Genomic DNA, 21,438 nt, shown 5'->3' with positions numbered 1-21,438 from the left:
GTTAGTAAATCGTTAGTTGCACAGTGATGTCCGTCACAATTTTGAACATATCGCCTGTTCATTTTAGCGAAGGACGCGTTTCGCCCCTGTGTAGTGGTCCTTCCAGTAGGGTCCGCTGAGCGAATCCAGGCGCACCGTTCCGCCGGTGCTCGGGGCGTGCACGAATCGACCTTCGCCCACGTAAATACCCACGTGACTGACATTGCCGCGGCTGCCAAAAAAGACCAGGTCGCCGGTCGCCAGGCGCTTCGGATCGATCTTCGGGCCCTGTACCGCCGCCAGGTCGCGTGAGGTCCGCGGCAGCTTCAGATCCAGCATTTCACGGTAGACGTAGGCGACCAGGCCACTGCAGTCGAAGCCGGATTCGGGCGTGTTGCCGCCGTAGCGGTAGGGCGTGCCGACCAGGCTGATGGCGCGCATCAGCACCGAATTGGCGGCCTCGGGGTTGTCCGGTGTAGTGCTGGGCCAGCTTGCCGCAGGCGGTGGCGGTGCGGAACGGACGGCCTTGCCGCCGCCACAGGCGGTCAGCAGCAGGGGCAGAGCAAGCAGCAGGGCGGGCGCGAGGCGCCGGCGCGTGCCGGACGAAACTGGCGTGATGTGCATGTTCTCCGGATAATGCGCGACCTTGGATTGGCCGTCATGATGGCGGCGTCCCCGCCGGGCGACAACCCGCCCCAACCCGCCTGCCTCCGGCAGATCCAGACAGAGTTGCGCATGAAGATCGAAAAAGACCGCGTTGTCCGCTTCCACTACACCGTCTCCGAGGCCGGCCAGGCGCCGATCGAATCGTCCAAGGACCGCGGCGAGCCGCTGGCGATCCTGATCGGCCACGGCAACATCATCCCGGGCCTGGAAAACGCCATGATGGACAAGGAAGCCGGCGCAACCTTCGACGTCGACGTCAAGGCGGCCGATGCCTACGGCGAGCGCCGTGATGGCCTGTCCCAGCGCGTGCCGAAGAAGCACTTCGGTACCGCCAAGCTGGTCCCGGGCCAGCAGGTCGTGCTGCAGACCAACTTCGGCCCGCGCGCCGTGACCGTGCAGAAGGTCGGCATGAGCGTGGTCGACGTCGACCTGAACCACCCGATGGCCGGCAAGGACCTGCATTTCGACGTCGAGATCGTCGACGTGCGCGAAGCCGGCAAGGAAGAGCTCGAACACGGCCACGTCCACGGCGACGGCGGTCACCAGCACTGATCGCCTTGCGATCGTGATGGCAGCAACGGCCCGCTTCGGCGGGCCGTTGCGTATGTGGAACAAGATGAGGCCATCCATGGCCTGCAGGCCGGCGGCATAATGACGGACCTGCACGCCGGATGCCCCGTGAACACCGCTTCCCCTTCCCTGCAACCGGTGGCTTCCGGCGAACGCATCGCCCTCCTGGACATACTGCGTGGGTTTGCCCTGCTGGGCATCCTGCTGATGAACATCGAGGCCCTCAGCGGGCCGCTGGACCTGGCCTTCACCGGCATCGACGTGCATTGGCAGGGCATCGACTACTGGGCCGATGCCTTCGTCTATGTGTTCGTGCAGGGGAAATTCTTCACCCTGTTCTCGCTGTTGTTCGGTGCGGGCTTTGCGGTGATGGCCCAGCGTGCTGAAACGGCGGGTCGCCCGTTCACGCCGTTCTATCTGCGTCGCAGCGCCGGGCTGCTGCTGATCGGCCTGTGCCACGCGCTGCTGGTCTGGTCGGGCGACATCCTGGTGCTGTATGCACTGGCCTCGCTGCCGTTGCTGGCCTGCCGCGAAGCACCGCGCAGCTGGCTGCCGTGGATGGGTCTGCTGGTGTATGCACTGGGTGTCGCGCTGATGCTGCTGGTCGGCGCGATGGTGTCGATGGCTACCCCGCAGGACCTGCAGAAGATGCTGGTCGATGCGCAGCAGGGCATCGACCAGCAACGTCTGGTGTACGGCCAGGGCGATTGGATGCAGGCCAACGTGCAGCGCCTGCATGAGTTCGGCGCGTCGCTGGGTGGCATGTTCATTTCCGGACCCGAAGTGCTGGGCATGTTCCTGCTGGGTGCCTGGTTCGCTGGCAGCGGCGCATTGACCGCGCCGGAACGTTTCCCCCGGTTGTATGCCGGCCTGCGCTGGGTCGCGTTGCCTCTGGGCCTGCTGGTCACCCTGGCGGGTGTGTTGTGGAAGCCCTATCTGGCCCCGGGTGTCTATGACCTGCCGACCACCTCGGCAATGGCGCTGGTGGCCGTGGGCGGCGTGCCGATGTGCCTGGGCTACCTGGCCTGGATCGTGCACTGGCGTGCGCGCATGGGCTGGCTGGCGCCAGTCGGCCGGATGGCGCTGACCCATTACCTTGGTCAATCGGTGGTCTGTACGTTGCTGTTCTATCACTACGGGCTGGGGTGGTTCGATGCAGTACCGCGTGCCTGGCAGCTGCTGTTCGCCTTGCTGCTGTTCGCTGCACAGGTAAGCCTCAGCCATCTGTGGCTGCGTCGTTTCCGCTTCGGTCCGATGGAATGGCTGTGGCGTGCGATGACGTACCAGCAATGGCCAGCGATGCGCCGTGGGGCTGGGCAGCGGTGATCGATGCAGGGCGCGCGCCTGGCGATCTGCATGGCTGCGTGCATCGTCAAGCACGCCATTGCACACCCTCACGTCTGCCCTGCAGCGGGTCATGGCATGCTCGCAGCAGCATGAGCGCCTGCGTCAGCCAGCTGCCCGTCGATCTTTTCTGCGGGCGCGCGCCCGCCATCGATCCTGTTCCCTGTCGACCCGAGCGATTCCGATGAACACTCCCTCTTATGACTACGATCTGATCGTCCTTGGCGGCGGTTCCGCTGGCCTGGCCGGCGCCATCCGCGCCGCGCAGCATGGCAAGCGTGTTGCCCTGCTGGAGCCAGGTGAACTGGGCGGTACCTGCGTGAATGTAGGGTGCGTGCCGAAGAAGGCGATGTGGTTGGCGGCCGACCTGGCCGAGCGCATCGGCCTGGCCAGCGCGATGGGCTTCGACGTGGAGGCGCGTCCGGCGCTGTCGTGGAAGGAGCTGGTGATCCATCGCCAGTCCTACATCAGCAACATCCACACCAGTTATCACAAGCGCCTGGATGAAACCGGCGTGGTGCGCATTCCTGCCCGTGGCCATCTGCTGGATGCGCACACGGTGGCGTGCAGTGATGGCGTGCAGTACAGCGCTGCGCAGATCCTCATCGCCACCGGGGCGCATCCGCAGCGGCCCGACATTCCCGGCGCCGAACTGGGCCTGGTGTCCGACGATTTCTTCGACCTGCGTGCAGCACCGGCCGACGTCGCCATCATCGGCGGCGGCTACATCGCGGTGGAACTTGCCGGGCTGTTGCAGGCGCTGGGCAGCAGGGTGAGCCTGCTGGTGCGTGGCAGTCGCCTGCTGGAGCGCTTCGACTACGAGCTGACCGCGCAGCTGGCCGAGAACCTGCGCCAGCAGGGTGTCCGCATCCACTTCGATTATCGTCTGCGCGAGTTGACGCGCGACGGCGAACGCGTGCGTGCCTTCGGTCACGACGGCCCGATCGACAGCGTGTTCGACGCCGTCTTCTTCGCTACCGGCCGGCGCGGCAACAGCAAGGATCTCGGCCTGGAGGCGCTCGGTATAGGCATCGGCGAACACCAGCAGGTAGAGGTGGACGAGTGGCAGACCACGGCCGTGCCGAGCGTGCATGCGGTCGGTGACATCGCCGGCAAGGTCGGGCTGACGCCGGTTGCCGTGGCTGCATCGCGCCGTCTGATGGATCGCCTGTTTGGTGGCCGCCCGGACGCGAAGATGGATTACGACAACGTGGCCAGCGTGGTGTTCTCGCACCCGCCGCTCGGCGCAGTGGGCATGAGCGAGGAAGATGCACGTGCGCGCTTCGACCAGGTGACGGTGTACCACAGCCGTTTCCGGCCGATGCTGCAGGCGCTGGCCAACGGCACCCAGCGCAGCCTGTTCAAGATGGTCTGTGCCGGCCCGGAGGAGCGTGTGGTCGGCATACACCTGCTCGGCGAAGCGGCCGACGAGATCCTGCAAGGTTTCGCGGTGGCGGTGAAGATGGGCGCGACCAAGGCCCAGTTCGACGACACGGTGGCAATTCACCCGACGTCTGCTGAAGAAGTGGTGTTGATGCGCTGAGCCGACACTCACGGTAGTGCCGGCCGCTGGCCGGCAACCTCAACAGCAACAGCCGAAGCAACAGCAACCGAAGCAACAGCAACAACAACAGCGTGCTTCCTGTGGGATGGCGGGGTGGGTCCGGTTGCGGGGACGCCGTAAACCCGTCCTTGGGGGCTTGGCCGCGGCATCCATGCCGCGGACACCCCCGCAACCGGACCCATCCCGCCTTCGACAGATTGCTGCGATCTGTCGGACCGGCGTTCTGTGTTGCTGTTGGTAGGTGTCGACCTTGGTCGACACATGGATCCACGCCATGCGTGGATCAGGAATTGCAGTGGGCATGAACGGAAATCGGATCGTTCGCCCGGAGGTGCCATGAGACAATTGGAAGCTATCCGGCTCCTTCCAGTCGCCCGTGCGGCCCGTCTTCTTCCTGATGTCTACCTCTTCCCCCCGCATCGCCACCACGTCCCCGCGTATTGCTCTGGGCGGCATCGGCCTGGCTGCGATCGGCGCCATTGCCGCTTCGGGCAAGGCGATCATCGTCAAGCTGGGGCTGCGCCATGGCGTGGATGCCACCACGCTGCTGGCGCTGCGCATGCTGATGGCGCTGCCCCTGTTCGCGCTGATGGCGGTGTGGGCGTCGCGCCGTGCGGAGCGATTGTCCTGGGCTGACCGCGCACGCGTGCTGTGGCTCGGCTTCACTGGTTACTACCTGTCCAGCCTGCTGGATTTCCAGGGCCTGCAGTACATCAGCGTGACCCTGGAACGGTTGATCCTGTACTTGAACCCGACCCTGGTGCTGCTCATCAACGTGCTGCTGGCGCGGCAGCGGCCGGGTCGATGGCAGATCGGTGCGCTGGTGCTCAGCTATCTCGGCGTGCTGATCGCGTTCGGCCATGACCTGCAGCGCGAAGGTGGGCAGATCATTCTCGGCAGCCTGCTGGTGCTGGGCAGCGCGCTCAGCTACGCGCTCTATCTGTTCGGCAGCGGCCAGGTGGTCGCCCGTATCGGCGCGGTGCGTCTGACCGCCTACGCCAGCTGCGTGGCCAGCGTGCTGGTGCTGCTGCATTTCACCATCACCCATCCACTGCCGTTGCTGTGGCAGGCACCCGCTGCAGTGCAGTGGCTGTCGCTGATCAATGCGACGGTCTGCACCGTGCTGCCAGTGCTGGCCATCATGCTGGCGGTGCAGCGCGTCGGCTCGTCGCTGGCCGCGCAGGTGGGTATGCTGGGCCCGGTTTCCACCATCGTGATGAGCCTATGGCTGCTCGACGAACCGATGGGGCCGGCGCAGATCGCCGGCACCGTGCTGGTCCTGCTCGGCGTACTGCTGGTGACGCGGCTGCGCCGCTGACGCCGGAGCAGGCGCGTGCGCGCATCCTGGCGGTGATACATGCGATTCCGCCGGGACAGGTGATGGGCTACGGCCAGGTCGCGATGCGCGCGGGCCTGCCCGGACGCGCCCGGCTGACCGCGCGCATTCTCGGCCAGAACGAGGATCCGTCGCTGCCCTGGCACCGCGTGCTGCGCTCGGATGGGCGCATCGCCATGGCCGAAGGTTCGACCGGCTGGCGCGAGCAGTCGCAGCGGTTGCGTGCCGAGGGTGTCGTCGTGGAAAACGGTCGGGTGCGGATGCCCGCGGCCGACCCGGCGGCGGCGCTGGATGCGGCCGTATGGGGTCCGGGCTGATCGCTGCCTGCGACTGAACGGGCGAGCGTCCGCTCTGGTCAAAAAGGGCCGATGCTGCGGCTATGATGGAGACCGTTCCATGCCGGTGTCCCCATGTTCCCGCGACTGCCAACCGTCACCAAGGCCCTGTTGATCGCCAACGCGATCCTGTTCCTGCTGCAGCAGCCGTTCCTGCTCGGCATGCAGACCTTCGAGCCGTTCATGCTGCAGCCGCTGCAGCAGGGCTTCGATGCGTTCTCGCCGGGCGGCAACTTCCAGCCCTGGCAGCTGCTGACCTACGGCTTCCTGCATGGCAGCTTCTTCCATCTGTTCTTCAACATGCTGGCCGTTTTCATGTTCGGTGCGCCGCTGGAGCAGACCTGGGGCGAGAAGCGCTTCCTGATCTATTACCTGGTGTGCGTGGTCGGCGCCGGCCTGTGCCAGTTGCTGGTCGGCACGATGCTCGACAATCCGGCCACGGTGCTGGGCGCTTCCGGTGGTGTGTTCGGCCTGCTGCTGGCTTACGGCATGCTGTTCCCCAACCAGCGGGTGATGCTGCTGTTCCCGCCGATTCCGATGAAGGCGCGTACGTTCGTGATCCTGTTCGGCGTGGGCGAGCTGGTGCTGGGCATGACCGGCTGGCAGCCGGGCGTGGCCCATTTCGCGCACCTGGGCGGCATGCTGTTCGGCTGGCTGCTGATCCGCTACTGGCGCGGCCAATCGCCGTTCAACAAGCGTCGCCCCCCCGGCCCGCCGAAGCGCCCGAACCATCTGCGCAGCGTGAAGTGAGGCGCTACGCGCCTCGTTTCACGCGGGTAGGTGCCAACCTTGGTTGGCACGCCTTGGAAAGGATCATTTGACGCCGGTAGATGCCAACCTCGGTTGGCACTCACCTCTGCCACGTTGTGCCTACCAACAGCAGGTAATGCAGGCGGCGGGTTGTACCCACATCCACGCATGGCGTGGATCTACTGGTCCTGCAGCACCACCTGCGCCGCATTGTGCCCGGGCGCACCGGTCACCCCGCCGCCCGGATGCGTACCCGCGCCGCACAGGTACAGGCCGGGCAGGGCGCCGCGATAGCCGGCCTGGCCGACCATCGGCCGTGCCGAGAACAGCTGGTTGGCGCTGAGCGCGCCGTGGAAAATGTCGCCGCCGATCAGCCCGAACGTCCGTTCCAGGTCCAAGGGTGAAAGTGCCTGTCGACCGAGCACGCTGTCGGCGAAGCCAGGGGCGTAGTGATCGACGGTAGCGATCATCAGGTCGGCGACGGTATCGCGATGGTCATCCCAGTGACGGCCATCGGGCAGCTCCGGCGCCACGTGCTGGCAGAACAGGCTCGCCACATGCTGCCCGGGGGGCGCCAGCGAGTCGTCCAGCGTGCTCGGAATCAGCATCTCCACGATCGGCTCGCGCGACCAGCCATCGCGGCGTGCATCGAGCCAGGCACGGTCCATGTAATCCAGGCTGGGCGCCATGATGATGCCGGCACTGAGGTGGTCGCCAGGGCCGGGCAGGGCGCGGAAATCCGGCAGTCGCGACAGCGCCACGTTCATCCGGAACGTGCCCGAGCCGCAGCGCCAGTTCGCCATGCGTTCGCGGGTGGTGGCGGGAACCTGCGCAGGCTGCAGCAGCTGTTCGTACAGCAGCTTCGGATTGACGTTGGCCACCACGGCACTTGCGCGCAGGCTCTCGCCGCCGGACAACGCGACGCCGACCACGCGTCCGTCTTCAACCAGCAGCCTCTGCACACCGGCATCGACACGCAGCTCAGCACCCGCCGCACGCGCGGATGCGGCGATGGCCTGACTGATCGCTCCCATGCCACCGATGGCGTGGCCCCAGGCGCCCTTGACCCCGTTGCACTGGCCAAACACGTGATGCAGCAGAACGTAGGCGCTGCCGGGCGTGTAGGGGCTGGCGTAGTTGCCAACAATGCCATCGAAACCGAACAAGGCCTTGATCGGCTCGCTCTCGAACCAGCGGTCCAGGTACTCGGCGGCCGACAGCGTGAACAGATCCAGCAGTTCCTGCCGCAATGCCGGATCAAGTGCGGCCAGCTCGCGCCCCAGCCGGCCCATCTGCCACAGCGCGGGCAGCGCGCGCCAGCCAGCTGTCACCCCGAGGTCGGGCGGCGGACGCAGCGCCCAGTCACGCAGCACGTCGGCAAATACTTCCAGACGCGCTTCATAGGCGGGCAGCGCCTGCGCATCGCGCTCGGAAAATTTCGCCACTTCCGCCTGGGTGCGGCCCGGTGCAGACAGCAGGTAGCGACCATCGGGCAACGGCAGGAAGTTGTTGGCCGGCCGCGCGACGATGCGCAGCCCGTGCGCATGCAGCTGCAGTTCCTCGATCACCTTCGGCTGCAGCAGCGACACCGTGTACGAGGCCACCGAGTTGCGGAAGCCGGGGTGGAATTCCTCGGTGACCGCCGCACCGCCGAGTACACCGCGGCGCTCCAGCACCAGCACCCGTTGCCCCGCGCGCGCCAGATACGCCGCACACACCAGCCCGTTGTGGCCGCCGCCAACGATGATCGTGTCCAACGTCGTCATGCGTTGCGGATCGCTGCTTCGATGGTGGCGATGTCGATCTTCTTCATCGGCATCATCGCATTGAAGGCGCGCTTGGCCAGCGCCTTGTCCTTGCTGGTCACCGCTTCGATCAGCATGCGTGGGCTGATCTGCCAGGAGATGCCCCAGCGATCCTTGCACCAGCCGCATTGGCTCTCCTGGCCACCGTTGCCGACGATGGCATTCCACAGGCGATCGGTCTCGGCCTGGTCCTCGGTGGAAATCTGGAACGAGAACGCTTCGCTGTGCTTGAAGGTCGGGCCGCCATTGAGGCCGACACAGGGGACAGCGCAGACCGTGAACTCGACGGTGAGGACGTCACCCTGCTTGCCGTCGGGGAAGTCGCCTGGCGCGTGATGCACGGCGATTACTTCACTGTCGGGAAATGTCTTTGCGTAGAACGAGGCGGCCTCGAGGGCACCGCTGTCGTACCAGACGCAGATGGTGTTCTTGTGAGCCATGGCGGGGCTCCGCAGTGGACGAAGGCGCAGCGATAGCATGGGTCGTGTTAATGCCGGATCGTGCTGCACTGCGGGAGCTGGCGGCGTCGCGCTACCATGGCTGGACGACACGACAGGGACGATGCGTGAAGATCCTGATTCTGGGTGGATATGGGGTGTTCGGGGGGCGTTTGGTCCGCTTGCTCGCGGACCTGCCGATGCTGGAACTGCTGATCGGTGGCCGCAACCTGGCGGCGGCGCAGGCCTTCTGCGCAGGCTATGTCGGGCAATCGACGCTGCGCCCACTGCAGGTTGACCGGCAGCAGCTGGTTGCGGCTTTGCGGGCCGAGCGACCAGACCTGGTAGTCGATGCCTCCGGTCCTTTCCAGGACTACGGTGAACACCGCTATGGCGCGATCGAAGCCTGCATCGCCGCCGGCATTGATTATCTGGACTTCGCCGATGCGGCGGACTTCGTATTCGGCGTTTCGCAGTACGACGCGCAGGCCAGGGCGGCCGGCATCTACGTGCTGTCGGGCGTCAGCAGCTTCCCGGTATTGACCGCGGCGGTGCTGCGCGAGATGGCCACGCACATGGACATCGTCAGCGTGGAAGGCGGCATCGCGCCATCACCCTATGCCGGCATTGGTCTGAATGTGATGCGTGCGGTTGTCGGCTATGCCGGTTCGCCGGTGAAGCTGCGTCGCAATGGTCGCGATGGGCACGGTATCGGCCTGGCCGAGAGTCGCCGCTTTACCGTCGCGGTGCCGGGCCGGCTGCCGCTGCGCAACCTGCATTTCTCGTTGGTGGATGTGCCCGATCTGCAGGTGCTGCCCCCCGAACATCCGTCGATGACCGACATCTGGATGGGGGCTGGCCCGGTGCCGGAAATCCTGCATCGCGTGCTGAACCTGCTGGCGAAGGCGCGTCTGCACCTGAAACTACCGTCGCTGGAGCCGTGCTCGCGGTTGTTCTACACCGTACTGAACCTGATGAAGTTCGGCGAACATCGTGGTGGCATGATCGTACGTGCGGTGGGCACCCGCGATGGCGCGCGCGTCGAACAGAGCTGGCACCTGCTGGCCGAGGCCGATGACGGCCCGTACATTCCGTCGATGGCGATCGAGGCGGTGATCCGCAAGCAGTTGGCTGGTGATCGGCCGGCACCGGGTGCGCGTGCGGCCACGCATGCGCTGGAACTGTCCGACTACGACCGGCTGTTCGAAGGGCGCACGATCCATACCGGTTTCCGCCGTGACATGCCGGGTGCCAGCCTGTACCAGCGCGTGCTGGGCAGTGCATACGCGCAACTGCCGGTCAGCGTACAGGCGTTGCACGCACCGTCTGCAGCCAAGCGCTGGAGCGGCACGGCATCGGTCGAACGTGGTCGCGGACTGCTGTCGCAGTTGCTGGGGAAGGTGTTCGGCTTTCCTGCGACGGGTGACGGTGTGCCGGTCAGTGTGGAGTTCACCCCGGAGGCGGGCGGCGAGCGCTGGACGCGGACCTTTGCCGGCCGTCGTTTCTCTTCGTTGCAGACGCAGGGGCAGGAGCGCAACGAAGCACTGCTGGTCGAGCGTTTTGGCGTGATCTCGGTGGCGTTGGCGTTGTTGGTCCACAACGGGCGGCTGCAACTGGTGCCGCGACGCTGGTCGATCCTGGGCATGCCGTTGCCGCGCGCGCTGATGCCGGGGGACAACAGCTTCGAGTATGAAGTCGACGGGCGATTCGTGTTCGACGTGGAAATTGCCGCACCGCTGGTGGGGCGCATCGTGCATTACCGGGGTGTGCTGGAACCTGGGTGATCTCCTGCGCGAATCAAAAAGGGCGCCCTAGGGCGCCCTTTTCGTTTCCACTATCAGATCACACTCAGCGCCAGACCTTGATCTGCTCGGCGTCGGTACGCTGCATCGGCTGGCCCGGCTTGCAGCTGAAGCTGACGCCGAACGCCGGCAGGTTCGACAGCGGGCCGTTGGTGCGCCAGCGGCCCGGTGCACGGATGTCGGCGGTCAGGCGGCGCGCGGCCTCGTTCGGCGACAGCTGCTGCGGCCACAGCGCGGCCCAGGCGCGGAAGAAGCCCTGCTGCTGTGCCGGCTTGGCCTTCGGCTCCTGCGCGGTGTAGGCGGCCCAGGCCAGTTCCAGGCCGGCGATGTCGGCCAGGTTCTCTTCCTGGGTCAGCGTGCCGTTGACCTTGGCTCCCTTCACGCCGGGGAACTCGTAGGTGCCGTACTGCGTGGCGACACGGGTGCCGAGCAGGGACCATGCGGTCTTGTCGGCCGGCGTCCACCAGCTGCGCAGTTCGCCCTTGGCATCGACCAGCGCACCCTTGGCGTCGATCGCGCGGGTCAGTTCGTGGCCAACCAGGCCGCCGAAGCTGCCGAACTTGTCCGCGGCGTCGGCCTTGGCGTTGAACACCGGGCCCTGCAGAATCGCAGCAGTGACGATCAGCCGGTTCTGCGCCAGGTCATAGGCCAGCGACGGCTGCTGCGGCAGCACGTCCCAGCGGCGGTCGGCGTTGCCCTTGCCGATGCGCTTCATTTCCTCGCGGTGGCGCCAGGTCGAAGCGATCAGCATGTTGCCGCCGAACGAACCACGGCCCATCGGCTGCACGCTGTAGTCCAGGTCGCGCAGCGGGGTGCCGATTTCGATCTTCAACGCGGCCAGCTTGGCCTGCGCTTCGGTCTTGGCCTCGGCGCTCATCCAGCTGTTGTTCTTGACCGCTTCGATCTGCACTTCACGCACCTTGTCGACGATCCATGCCGCCTGGCGGCGGTCTTCGGCGGACAGGTAACGGGCTGCGTATTCGCGGCCGACCATCGGGCCAGCGGCCACGTTGATCGCATCCAACACGCTTTCCCAGCGCTGCGGTGGCAGGGTCTCACCACGCAGCACGCGGCCACGGAATTCGAACTCCGCATCGCGGTACGCCTTGGACAGGTACGGCGCCATCGAGTCACCCACGCGCCAGCGCAGGTAGGCCTTCCACTGGTCCGGCTTGAGCTTGGTGACCATGCCGTCGAGCTGCTTGAACAGCGCCGGATCGGCCAGCGAGACCAGATCATCGTTGACGCCCTGCGCCTTCAGGAACGCATCCAGCTGCAGGTTGCGGTAGCGGCTGTTGAGGTCCTTGGTGGAGATCGGCGCGTAGTTGTTGAACGGGTTGTTGATGCCCGCCAGCGACTGCGCGTTGCGCGCCAGTTCGGTTTCCAGCGCGATCACCGCCTGCGACTCGGCGTCCAGCTTGGCCGCCGGGGTGCCGGTCAGAGCGAGGATCTGCTTGACGTAGTTGCGGTAGCGGCCCATCAACGCGACGGTGTCGGCGTCGGTGCGGGTGTAGAAGGCCGGATCAGGCAGGCCCATGCCGCCCTGCATGAAGTAACCGATGTGGCGGTCCAGTGCCTTCAGGTCCACATCGGGACCGAAGTTGAAGGCCACCGGGATACCGACCTGGTGCAGTGCGGCGATCGATGCCGGAATGTCCTTGGCCTTCTTGATTGCGTTGATGCGGGTCAGCAGCGGTGCGATCGGGTTGGAGCCATCGGCTTCCACGGCCGCTTCGTCCAGGCCGCTGGCCCAGAAGTCGCCCAGCAGCTTCTGCACGTTGCCCTGCGGCGCCTTCATCGAGGCGTCCAGCAGTTCACGCTGTTGCTGCCGGCTGCGGTCGACCAGCTGGCCCAATGCGGTGGCGGCACCGGTCTGCGGCACCGGGTTGGCCTTCAGCCAGCCCGCGTTGGTGGCGTCGTAGAAATCGCTGCACTGCGCACTGACGGCCGGGGCGCGTGCGGCCTTCTTCTTGGCGGCGAACGCATCGTGGGTCGGAACCAGGGTCGCCAGGCTGATGCCCAGGGCGATGGCAAGCGGACGGAAGTTGGGCATGTAGAACGAATCCGTGATGGATTGAGGGCGGGCGAACTATAGCAAGCCGCGCATGGGCACGGGATGCACGCGTCATGGTGCATCTGCCGGGCATGGCCCGGCGCTACCGGATGGGTGGCACGGGCACGGGATGCACGCGTCATGGTTGGCTGCTTTGTGCCATGCGCCGACCAAGGTCGGCCTCCACCCGCGCGAAAAAACAAAGGCCCGGGAAATCCCGGGCCTCTGCAGGCAAACCGTGGCCTCAGCCGTGGCTTACCAGATCACCACCTGCGCGTCGCCGGTGCGCGACATCGGCGTACCCGGCTTGCACTGGAAGGCCGCGGTGAAGGTCGGCAGGTTCGACGGCGCACCGATGGCACGGAACTGCGCCGGCGCGTGCGGGTCGGTCGCCAGGCGGACCTTGGCGTTCTCCGGGGTGTACTTGGTGCGCCACACGGTGGCCCAGTTGAAGAAGAAGCGCTGATCGCGGGTGAAGCCATCGATCTTCGCGTCTTCCTTGCCGGCCGACGCCTTCTGCAGCGCGTCGTAGGCGGTGGCCAGGCCACCCAGGTCGGCGATGTTCTCGCCCAGGGTCAGATTGCCGTTCACGGCCTGGCCGTCGACCTTGTACTGGTCGAACTGCTTGACCAGCTTGCCGGTCAGGCCAGCGAAGTTCTTCGAATCGCCTTCGGTCCACCAGTTCTCGAAGTTGCCGGTCGGCCCGAAGCGGCTGCCCTGGTCGTCGTAACCGTGGGTCATTTCGTGGCCGATGACCGCACCGATACCGCCGTAGTTCAGCGCGTCGTCGGCCTTGGCATCGAAGAACGGCGGCTGCAGGATGGCGGCCGGGAACACGATCTCGTTCTGCAGCGGGTTGTAGTAGGCATTGACCGTCTGCGGGGTCATGCCCCACTCGGTCTTGTCCACCGGCTTGCCGATCTTGGACAGGTTGTACTGGTAGTTGAACGCGGTGGCCGCGCGCACGTTGCCCAGGTAGCTGTCGCGGTTGGTCTGCAGGCCCGACCAGTCACGCCACTTGTCCGGGTAGCCGATCTTCGGAGTGAAGGTTTCCCACTTGGCGATGGCCTTGGCCTTGGTCTCTTCGCTCATCCAGGACAGGCCCTGGATGCGTTCCTTCAGCGAAGCGGCCAGGTTCTTCACCAGCTCTTCCATCTTCGCCTTGGCTTCCGGCGAGAAGGCGACCTTCACGTACAGCTGGCCGAAGGCTTCGCCGGCGTCGCTCTCGATGGTGCCCAGCACGCGCTTCCAGCGCGGCTTCTGTTCCTTCTGGCCATTGAGGGTCTTGCCGTAGAACTCGTAGCTTTCCTGCACGAAGGCATCAGCCAGGTATGGCGCGGCGCTGTCCACGGTGTGGAAGCGCAGGTAGGCGCGCCACACCGACGGATCGGTGTCGCCCAGCGCCTTGCTCACTTCCTGGTGGAAGGCCGGGATGGCCAGCGAGAACTTCTCCGGCGCGGCCACGTTCTGCGACTTGAAGAACTCGGTCCAGCTGAAGTTCGGGGTCAGCGCATCGGCTTCGGCCAGGCTGACCGGGTGGTAGTACAGCGAGACATCGCGCGACAGCTCGACGCTGGACTTGGAGGCCTTGGCCAGGCGGGTCTCGAACTTGACGACTTCTTCAGCCTGCTTGGCAGCATCGGCAGCGGCGACGCCGGACAGCTCCAGCACCTTCGCCACGTGGGCCTGGTAGGCCTTCAGCTTGTCTGCCTTGGACGCGTCGGTATAGAAGGTCTTGTCCGGCAGGCCCAGGCCGCCCTGGCTGGCGTAGGCCATGTTCACGGCCGAGTTCTTGAAGTCGGCTTCGGCGCCGAAGCCGAACAGCACGTTCTCGCCCTTGGCGGCGCTGGTGCGCAGGTAGTTGGCGATGGCCGCCTTGTCCTGCAGGCCATCAATCGCAGCCAGGTCGGCCTTCAGCGGCTCGATGCCCTGGGCGTTGACCTTGGCTTCGTCCATGCCGGTGGCCCACAGGTCGCCGACGATCTTCTCGATGCCGGCCGGGTTCTTGACCTGCGCGACCTGCTCGGCCAGCTGGTGCTGCACGGCCACCGAACGCTCGTCGAGGATGGTGAAGGCGCCCCAGCTGGTGCGGTCGCCCGGAATCTCGTTGGCGGCCAGCCACTTGCCGTTGACGTAGTCACCGAAGGCGTTGCAGGCGTCCAGGTTGCTGTCCAGATCGCTGGCCTGGAAGGCGTTGTAGGCCGGCAGCTTGCTCTCGTCGAGCTTGTAGGTGGTGGCGGCGTCGGCGGCGGCCGGCGTGGAGGCGGTGGCATCCTTTGCCGGGGTTTCGTTCTTGCCGCAGCCGACCAGCGCGGCCGAAACGGCCAGGGTCAGCAGCACGATCTTGGGAGTACGGGTCACTTGAATGGCCTCCAGGCCGAGTGAGTCAGGGAAGGGCCGTGGTGACGGCCGTGGGCCGAACAATACGCCGCCGGCCCGCACTGCAAGGGTGTCGAAGGTCATGGCCGGGCGCAAGGGGGCCTTGCCGGCACCGGAAAAAGACAGACCCGGCAAAAGCCGGGTCTGTCGGGGTACTGCATGTGTTGCTGGATCAGAACTTGTAGGTAGCGCCCATGTACATGTAGCGACCGATGTTGTCGTACATCGCCGAACCGACGTCGGAGCCGAAGTAGTTCACCGGCGGATCCTTGTCGAAGGCGTTGTCCACGCCCAGGTAGACGTCGATCTTGTCGCCCGGGAAGCGGTAGCCGAACTGGAAGTTGTGGTAGACGTACGAGCCATTGCGGATCGGGCTGGTCTGGCCCGGGTTGGCCTGGTAGCTCTTCGGCTGCACGCGCAGGTTGCTGCTCACGTAGTTCAGGTCCCACGACGCACGCCACTGACCCAGCGAGTACTTGGTCTGCAGCGAACCGCGCCAGCGCGGGTCGGTCACCCAGGTGACGTTCTCGTCGTACTCGGTCGGGAAGTCCTGGAAGGCCCATTCACGCGACTGCAGCAGGCGGGTACCGACCAGGCGGATCACCGTGTCACCCTCGGCCAGCTTGAAGCGGTAGTCCATTTCGAGGTCGACGCCGACGCGACGCGAACGAGCCAGGTTTTCGTTCAGCGCAACCCAACGGCTGATCGAATGTTCCGGGAAGGTCCGGCCGCCCGCATCGGTCTTGCCACCGACCGGTGCGCGCTCGATGAAGCCGCAGAAGCTGTTGTTGATGCCGCCCGGAGAATCCACGCAGCGGGTGGCATTGGTCTGTGCGGTCACTGCACCGATGGCGTCCTTCAGGCTGATCCACCAGTAGTCCACGGACATGCCGAAGCCCTGCAGGAAATCGGGCTGCCAGACCAGGCCATAGGTGAAGCTGCGCGCGCGTTCCGGCTTCAGGTTCGGGTTGCCGCCGCTGACGCCCGGGCGGGTTGCGGTGTAGGTGTCGACCCAGCCCACCGGCACGCCCAGCGCCGAGCAGTTGGCCTGGCGCAGGGCCGGATCAGCTGCGGTGTTGGGACGGTTGGAATTGGTGGCCAGGTAGTTGCAGGGATCGTTGACGGTGGCGAAGTTCTCGCTCTGCGGGTTGTACAGTTCGCCGATGCTCGGCGCACGCACAGCCTGCGACAGGGTGCCGCGGGCACGCAGGGACGGAATGATCGTCCAGTCCAGGCCGACCTTCCAGGTGGTGGTCTTGCCGATGCTGCTGTAATCGGACCAGCGACCTGCCGCATCCATGGTCAGGTTGTAGATGCCCGGGATGTCGGCCAGCAGCGGCACGGTGGCTTCGACGAACGCCTCGCGCACGTCGTACTTGCCCATGCGGTTGGGGATCGCGTTGAGGAAGGTCAGGCCCTGGGCTGCCAGCGGATCGGTGATTTCGCGGCTCTTCTCGCGGCGGTATTCCACGCCACCGGCCACGCCGACGTCGCCGGCCGGCAGGCTGAACAGCGAGGCGTTGGCCAGCGAGGCGCTGAACACCGACTGCTGCAGGCGCGAATAGTTGAACGACTTGACGTTCATCCAGTCGCGTGCCGCCTGGGTCACCGCGCCATTGCCGAACACCGAGAACGGCACGCAGCCTTCGCGGGCGAACTGCGAGTACACGCGGTTGCCGTTGTTGGGGTTGGTCGCGTTCGGGTTCAGCGTGGTGCGGCAGACGATCTGGCCGGTGGACGGATCGACCACGGTGTCCAGGCCGGCCTGCCAACGCTCATTGATGCGGTTGTTGAGGTTCCAGCGCTTGACTTCGCTCTGGCCCCAGTTGCCGTACACGTCGTAGGTCCAGTTCTCGGTCAGGTTGCCCTCGACGCCGAGCACGAAGCGCTGGGTGTTGCGCTCCACGTGCTCGCCACGCTGGCCGGCATCGACGTTGAAGCGGCTCAGGGTCAACTGGCTGGCGCCGTTGGCGGCCATCAGCGCGCGCAGCTGCGGCGAAACGTAGGCATTGTCGCGCTGGATGCGCAGGGTCTGGTCGAACGACGGCTGCGCCAGGAAGTCCGACACGGTCTCGGTGTACTTGCCTTCGAAATACAGGCGATGGTTGTCGGTCAGATCGAAGTTGACGACCGTATTGACGCTCTTGCGGTCGAAGCCGGGCTGCAGATCGGCCACCGAGTTGAGATCGGCGAAGTCGCAGTTGACGCAGCTGGTGGTGCTCGGCATCACGCCGTCATAGCGCTGCGGGCGATAGGTGCCGTCCGGATTGAACTGGTAACGGTTGCCCCAGGTTGCCTTGTTGTTGGGCGAGAACGCACCCAGCGTGAAGGTGCCGCCGAAGGAGATCGAATGGTTGCCGCCCGGGCCGCTGAGGACGGTCTGCGGATTGCTTTCGTTGGAGGGCTTGGTCGGGTCGTAGTTCGGGTTCGGCACCGACACCAGGAATTCGTTGCCGATCGCGCGGTCGCTGCGGACAAAGCGGTCCTGCTTGCTGTATTCCAGTGCGATCGCCGCGCTGCCGCGGCCATTGGCGAAGTCGGTACCGGCCGAGGCGCTGATGAAGGAGCGGTTGAAGCCGCCCTCACTGGCCATGCCGGTCTGGGCGCGCACTTCGGCACCGTCGAACGACTTCTTCATGATGAAGTTGACGACGCCGGCCACGGCATCGGCGCCATACACGGCCGAGGCACCACCGGTGATGACTTCAACGCGTTCGATCCACTCGACCGGGATCGTGTTGACGTCCACCGCCGAGGAGCCGGAGGTCGCGCCGACATGGCGGCGACCATTGACCAGCACCAGCGTACGCGAGGTGCCCATGCCGCGCAGGTCCATCAGGCCCACGCCGGCAGTGCCGATGAAGCGGGTGGAATTGCCCAGCGTGTAGGTCGGGCTCAGCGCCGGCAGGCGCGCCATCAGGTCGCCGATGTTGTTGGCGCCGGTGGCGCGGATTTCTTCGGCGGTAATGGCGGTGACCGGCGAGGGGGTCACGAAGCCGGTACGCGCGATGCGCGAGCCGGTCACGCTGACGCGGTCCAGGTCGATCGGGTTGCTGCCGGAGCTGGCCTCCTGGGCCAGGGCCGGGGCCGCGGCGGCCATCATCAGGCCGGCGAGCAGAGCGTTGGTCAGCGGGTGGCGACCGGGCGTGCGGTGGTGCGTCATCGAGTGAATCCCCCTAATGGACAGAGAACGCTCGCCTCCATGCGATTGTTATGTTGATGTTCATGTGTCGTCCTGACTTGACCCGAACGTAACACGCGCTTAACGGGAATTGCATGGTTCCGTCACACATTGATACGGCGCATCCTCATTTGCTGAATTAAATTGCAACAAATACAGCTACTTGGTCTCAGTTGTGACGATCGCTTGGTCTTTGTTCTGTTGATTATGAATGGGGTGTTAAGTTCCATTTTGCGCAAGTTGGCGGTTGGCGGGACGCAAAAAGCCCCGGGACGAAGTCCGCGGGGCTGTTGCACTGATGGAGTTCAGGCGGCGTTGCTTGCGTCGGTGTGCCGACTTGGGTCGCCAACCCAGGTGCGGCGATCAGGGTTTGACCGGGCCGTCCTGCAATGTGGGCATCTCGTTGCCGGCATCCGGTTCCGGGACATCCTGCAGCGGCTTCACCTCGGGAATGCGCGAGCCCTTGGCGTCCTTCTGGAGTTGCTGGACATCGCCGACGTCGACCGAGGCGATGCGCGGCTTTTTCCAGACAGAGTCGTGCCAGGCCTGGTAGCGCTCAGGGTCCCAGTAGCGTTCGTCGTAGAACTTGGAGCCATCGATTTCCTGCGGGCCGGCCGGCCCCGGCACGATGATGCGCAGGTTGCCGGTGAAGCCGGTGCGGCTGCCGGTGGCTGCGCGTCGTTCGCGGCGCAGGACCGTGGCGATGCGGGGCTGGGCCGCCGCGTCGCCATAGCGGGCGTAGATCGCTTCGCCCTCGTTCAACGCGCGCTCGCGCTCTTCCGGCGCCAATTGGTTCCAGTAGCGTTCGCGGAGTTCCAGGAACCCTCCATACCCCCGCTCAGCGGCCAGGTCCATCCACGCATAGGCCAGCGCACGGTCCTGCGTAGTGCCGTCGCCGTTCCACAGCATCTCGGCCACCATCGCCTGCGAGGGCTTGTCTGCGTACTGCGAGGCATATTGGAAAAACCGCAGGGCGTCGGCGCGCTTGCCGGCCTTGTACTTCTCAAGGGCCAGCAGGCGGAAGCGCAGGTCCGGATGGCCGTTGAGGAAGCCTGCGGTGATCATCAGCTTGTCCTGGGTGGGATCCGGCGCTGCCGGGTCCTGCGCCAGCGAGGTGCTCGACACCAGCAACCCTGCGAGCAGGGCACCGGTCGCCAACCATTGCGGATATCTCATTTGCATGTTCCATGTCGCATCGTAGGGGCCGGACGGGGGGGGCGCCCGGCACTGCCAGGTTCAGGGGCTGGAGGGCGGGCTGCTTCCAGCACCGATATGGCGGTCGAAGAACTTCAACATTTCCGTGTACAGGTTCACCCGCGCGTCCTCGCCGTAAAACCCATGCATTTCGCCACTCTGGATGATCATGCCTTCTGGCTTGTTGCCGGCGGCGATCAGCGCCTTGTTCATCATCTCCGTCTGTTCCGGCACCGCACGCACGTCACGCGCGCCAGCGGCCAGATAGACCGGGATCTTCACCTCTGCCGCACGCAGGGCCGGCGAGGCGCGGTTCCAGTCGGCACGGTCGGTGCCATGGGTGCGGCGCAGGTAGCGCAGGCCCGAGTCGCGCTGCGGGATGTCGCCCTTCTTGAACAACATGTCCACGTCGTACACGCCGACGTAGCCGAAGGCGCACTTGAACAGACCCGGCTCGCGGATGGGTGCCATCAGCGCCGAGTAGCCACCGAAGCTGCCGCCATAGATGCAGATGCGGTCGCGGTTGACGTAGCCGTTGTCGATCGCCCAGTGCGTAGCTTGCAGAATGTCGTTCTGGATGCCTTGGTCCCACTGCTGGTGGCCGGCATCTTCGAAGGCCTTGCCATAGCCTGAAGATCCGCGGAAATTGACCTGCAGCGTGGCATAGCCACGGTTGGCGAACAGCTGGGCTTCGGGGTTGAATCCCCAGTTGTCGCGCGGACCGATGGGGCCGCCATGCGGATTGACCACCAGGGGCAGGTTCTTGCCGTTGGAGCCGTTGGGCAGGGTGAGGTAGCCGAACACCTTGCGGCCGTCGCGGGTGGTGATGCTGAACGGCTTGATCGACGCCATGTTCTTCTTGTCGATCTGCGGACGGCGGGACATCAGGAAGCGGGCCTTGCCGGTATCGCGGTCGTACAGATACAGCTCGCCAGGGTTGCTGTCGCTATACACGCTGACGATGATCTTGCGGCCGTCCTGGGTGTAGCTGGAGAAATCGACCATCTGACCGTCGAAGGCAGCCGCCAGCGAGCCATACAGTTCGGCATCGGGGTGGTCTTCATTGATCAGCTTCACCGCAGGCGCACCGGCCTCGGTGACCACGCCGATCAGCGTGCTTTCGTCGGTCGACCAGATGTAGTTGGAGACTTCGGCAACCGGGTCCTGGAACAGCGGCTTGAAGGCGCCGCTGGCGGTGTCGAGCACGCCGACCGCGGCCGGTGCCTTGCCATCGTTCTCGGTGGCATAGACGGTGCCCGTGTTGGTCGTGGTGATCACATCCAGGTGCTTGCCGTCACTCTTGGAGGCATTGAGCAGGGTCCAGCCGCTGCCATCGCGGCGATAGAGTTCACTGCGCTCCTCGTACTCACCTTCTTCGTTGCGACTGGAACTGCAGATCGCAAAGCGCGGCTCCTTGGCGGCGTCCAGCGCGATGCTGCAGTTTTCCTTCGGTGCGCGGCCCATCGAGGTGCGGCGGCCACTGATGGTATCCAGGCGGACAATCTCGGTATTGCCACCCTCGGCCGAGCGCGCCGAGGTGACCTGCATGATCACGTTCTGATCATCGTTCTTGAGGGTGTCCAGCAGCGAGAAGCGCTCACGGCTGACCTCCTTGCCGCGCTGGGTTGCGTCACGGGTACCGTAGTAGATCAACGGTCGCGCCTGGCTGCCATCGGCATTGACGGCATACCATTCGCCGGTGGACATCGGCGAGGCGTAGCCGCCGAGTTTCTTGACCGCGTTGAACATCAACCGATCGGGGCTGGTCCAGTAGAACGAGCCGATGCTCTTCTTTTCCGGCAATACGTGAACCTTGATCGGCTTGAGGTCACTGGTGCGGATGACGGTCAGTACGTCCTGGTCACCCTGGTCGACGGTAATGGCCAGGTACTCGCCATTGGGCGAGATCTTGACCGAGCCATAGGTGGCGTGGCCGACAAAGTCCTTTACAGCCTGCTGCGGTGCGGCGGCGTGCGCGGACGGAGCGGCCGCCACCATCGCCACTGCAAGGAGCGACAACATGCGCTTCATACGCATTCTCCA

At 65.4% G+C, this 21,438-nt stretch carries 15 protein-coding genes; 7 read left to right on the top strand and 8 right to left on the bottom strand.

The window, feature by feature from the left end:
- Positions 1-63: 63 nt before the first annotated feature.
- On the bottom strand, positions 64-603 hold the full coding sequence (locus ACQ5SA_RS05590) for a C40 family peptidase (protein WP_099819008.1): 540 nt from the start codon (positions 601-603) through the stop codon (positions 64-66).
- Positions 604-714: 111 nt separating this feature from the next.
- Between ACQ5SA_RS05590 and ACQ5SA_RS05585 the strand changes: the two genes are divergently transcribed.
- From ACQ5SA_RS05585 to ACQ5SA_RS05560, 6 genes are all read left to right on the top strand, one after another.
- Positions 715-1,197, top strand: coding sequence for an FKBP-type peptidyl-prolyl cis-trans isomerase (locus ACQ5SA_RS05585; RefSeq protein ID WP_230109690.1), 483 nt, complete (start codon positions 715-717; stop codon positions 1,195-1,197).
- Positions 1,198-1,296: 99 nt separating this feature from the next.
- Positions 1,297-2,541, top strand: a complete 1,245-nt coding sequence (locus ACQ5SA_RS05580; protein WP_499313160.1) for a DUF418 domain-containing protein — start codon at positions 1,297-1,299, stop codon at positions 2,539-2,541.
- 202 nt (positions 2,542-2,743) lie between these two features.
- Complete coding sequence (gorA, locus tag ACQ5SA_RS05575) at positions 2,744-4,102, top strand: glutathione-disulfide reductase (RefSeq protein WP_499313155.1); 1,359 nt, start codon at positions 2,744-2,746, stop codon at positions 4,100-4,102.
- A gap of 418 nt (positions 4,103-4,520) precedes the next feature.
- Entirely contained in the window at positions 4,521-5,441 is a 921-nt protein-coding gene (locus tag ACQ5SA_RS05570) for a DMT family transporter (protein ID WP_165377749.1), read from the top strand.
- On the top strand, positions 5,348-5,776 hold the full coding sequence (locus ACQ5SA_RS05565; protein ID WP_499313148.1) for an MGMT family protein: 429 nt from the start codon (positions 5,348-5,350) through the stop codon (positions 5,774-5,776). The genes ACQ5SA_RS05570 and ACQ5SA_RS05565 overlap by 94 nt, the downstream gene beginning before the upstream one ends.
- A 93-nt stretch (positions 5,777-5,869) precedes the next feature.
- On the top strand, positions 5,870-6,544 hold the full coding sequence (locus ACQ5SA_RS05560) for a rhomboid family intramembrane serine protease (protein WP_353101455.1): 675 nt from the start codon (positions 5,870-5,872) through the stop codon (positions 6,542-6,544).
- 179 nt (positions 6,545-6,723) lie between these two features.
- On the opposite strand, the gene ACQ5SA_RS05555 is transcribed toward ACQ5SA_RS05560, so the two are convergent.
- Positions 6,724-8,310 (bottom strand): phytoene desaturase family protein, encoded by a 1,587-nt coding sequence (locus ACQ5SA_RS05555; protein WP_353101457.1) that lies wholly within the window; start codon positions 8,308-8,310, stop codon positions 6,724-6,726.
- On the bottom strand, positions 8,307-8,789 hold the full coding sequence (locus tag ACQ5SA_RS05550) for a VOC family protein (protein WP_353101458.1): 483 nt from the start codon (positions 8,787-8,789) through the stop codon (positions 8,307-8,309). The genes ACQ5SA_RS05555 and ACQ5SA_RS05550 overlap by 4 nt, the downstream gene beginning before the upstream one ends.
- A 125-nt stretch (positions 8,790-8,914) precedes the next feature.
- Here ACQ5SA_RS05550 and ACQ5SA_RS05545 point away from each other — a divergent pair, with 125 nt between their 5' ends.
- Positions 8,915-10,570: a saccharopine dehydrogenase family protein gene (locus ACQ5SA_RS05545; protein WP_499313138.1), complete on the top strand. Its 1,656-nt coding sequence runs from the start codon at positions 8,915-8,917 to the stop codon at positions 10,568-10,570.
- Between the two features lie 64 nt (positions 10,571-10,634).
- Here the strand turns inward: ACQ5SA_RS05545 and ACQ5SA_RS05540 are convergent, their stop codons facing one another.
- The 5 genes from ACQ5SA_RS05540 to ACQ5SA_RS05520 all read right to left on the bottom strand — a co-directional run bounded on the left by ACQ5SA_RS05540 (position 10,635) and on the right by ACQ5SA_RS05520 (position 21,426).
- Positions 10,635-12,641, bottom strand: coding sequence for a M13 family metallopeptidase (locus ACQ5SA_RS05540; RefSeq protein ID WP_499313134.1), 2,007 nt, complete (start codon positions 12,639-12,641; stop codon positions 10,635-10,637).
- Positions 12,642-12,896: 255 nt separating this feature from the next.
- Positions 12,897-15,002, bottom strand: a complete 2,106-nt coding sequence (locus ACQ5SA_RS05535) for a M13 family metallopeptidase (protein ID WP_499313129.1) — start codon at positions 15,000-15,002, stop codon at positions 12,897-12,899.
- Positions 15,003-15,192: 190 nt separating this feature from the next.
- Entirely contained in the window at positions 15,193-18,183 is a 2,991-nt protein-coding gene (locus ACQ5SA_RS05530) for a TonB-dependent receptor domain-containing protein (RefSeq protein ID WP_499313124.1), read from the bottom strand.
- 381 nt (positions 18,184-18,564) lie between these two features.
- Positions 18,565-19,377 carry an SEL1-like repeat protein gene (locus ACQ5SA_RS05525; RefSeq protein WP_353098538.1) on the bottom strand — a complete coding sequence of 271 codons (813 nt, stop codon included), beginning with the start codon at positions 19,375-19,377 and terminating at the stop codon, positions 18,565-18,567.
- A 60-nt stretch (positions 19,378-19,437) separates the two neighbouring features.
- Positions 19,438-21,426: an alpha/beta hydrolase family protein gene (locus ACQ5SA_RS05520; RefSeq protein WP_353098539.1), complete on the bottom strand. Its 1,989-nt coding sequence runs from the start codon at positions 21,424-21,426 to the stop codon at positions 19,438-19,440.
- Positions 21,427-21,438 lie beyond the last annotated feature (12 nt).

Source organism: Stenotrophomonas indicatrix, from assembly GCF_050573115.1.
Classification (GTDB): Bacteria; Pseudomonadota; Gammaproteobacteria; order Xanthomonadales; family Xanthomonadaceae; genus Stenotrophomonas; species Stenotrophomonas lactitubi_A.
This window is presented reverse-complemented; position numbering and strand designations above follow the sequence as displayed.

Coding starts and splice junctions, on each gene's coding strand:
- ACQ5SA_RS05590 (WP_099819008.1), bottom strand. CDS start 603: ATGCACATCACGCCAGTTTCGTCCGGCACGCGCCGGCGCCTCGCGCCC.
- ACQ5SA_RS05585 (WP_230109690.1), top strand. CDS start 715: ATGAAGATCGAAAAAGACCGCGTTGTCCGCTTCCACTACACCGTCTCC.
- ACQ5SA_RS05580 (WP_499313160.1), top strand. CDS start 1,297: ATGACGGACCTGCACGCCGGATGCCCCGTGAACACCGCTTCCCCTTCC.
- gorA (WP_499313155.1), top strand. CDS start 2,744: ATGAACACTCCCTCTTATGACTACGATCTGATCGTCCTTGGCGGCGGT.
- ACQ5SA_RS05570 (WP_165377749.1), top strand. CDS start 4,521: ATGTCTACCTCTTCCCCCCGCATCGCCACCACGTCCCCGCGTATTGCT.
- ACQ5SA_RS05565 (WP_499313148.1), top strand. CDS start 5,348: ATGGCTGCTCGACGAACCGATGGGGCCGGCGCAGATCGCCGGCACCGT.
- ACQ5SA_RS05560 (WP_353101455.1), top strand. CDS start 5,870: ATGTTCCCGCGACTGCCAACCGTCACCAAGGCCCTGTTGATCGCCAAC.
- ACQ5SA_RS05555 (WP_353101457.1), bottom strand. CDS start 8,310: ATGACGACGTTGGACACGATCATCGTTGGCGGCGGCCACAACGGGCTG.
- ACQ5SA_RS05550 (WP_353101458.1), bottom strand. CDS start 8,789: ATGGCTCACAAGAACACCATCTGCGTCTGGTACGACAGCGGTGCCCTC.
- ACQ5SA_RS05540 (WP_499313134.1), bottom strand. CDS start 12,641: ATGCCCAACTTCCGTCCGCTTGCCATCGCCCTGGGCATCAGCCTGGCG.
- ACQ5SA_RS05530 (WP_499313124.1), bottom strand. CDS start 18,183: ATGACGCACCACCGCACGCCCGGTCGCCACCCGCTGACCAACGCTCTG.
- ACQ5SA_RS05525 (WP_353098538.1), bottom strand. CDS start 19,377: ATGAGATATCCGCAATGGTTGGCGACCGGTGCCCTGCTCGCAGGGTTG.
- ACQ5SA_RS05520 (WP_353098539.1), bottom strand. CDS start 21,426: ATGAAGCGCATGTTGTCGCTCCTTGCAGTGGCGATGGTGGCGGCCGCT.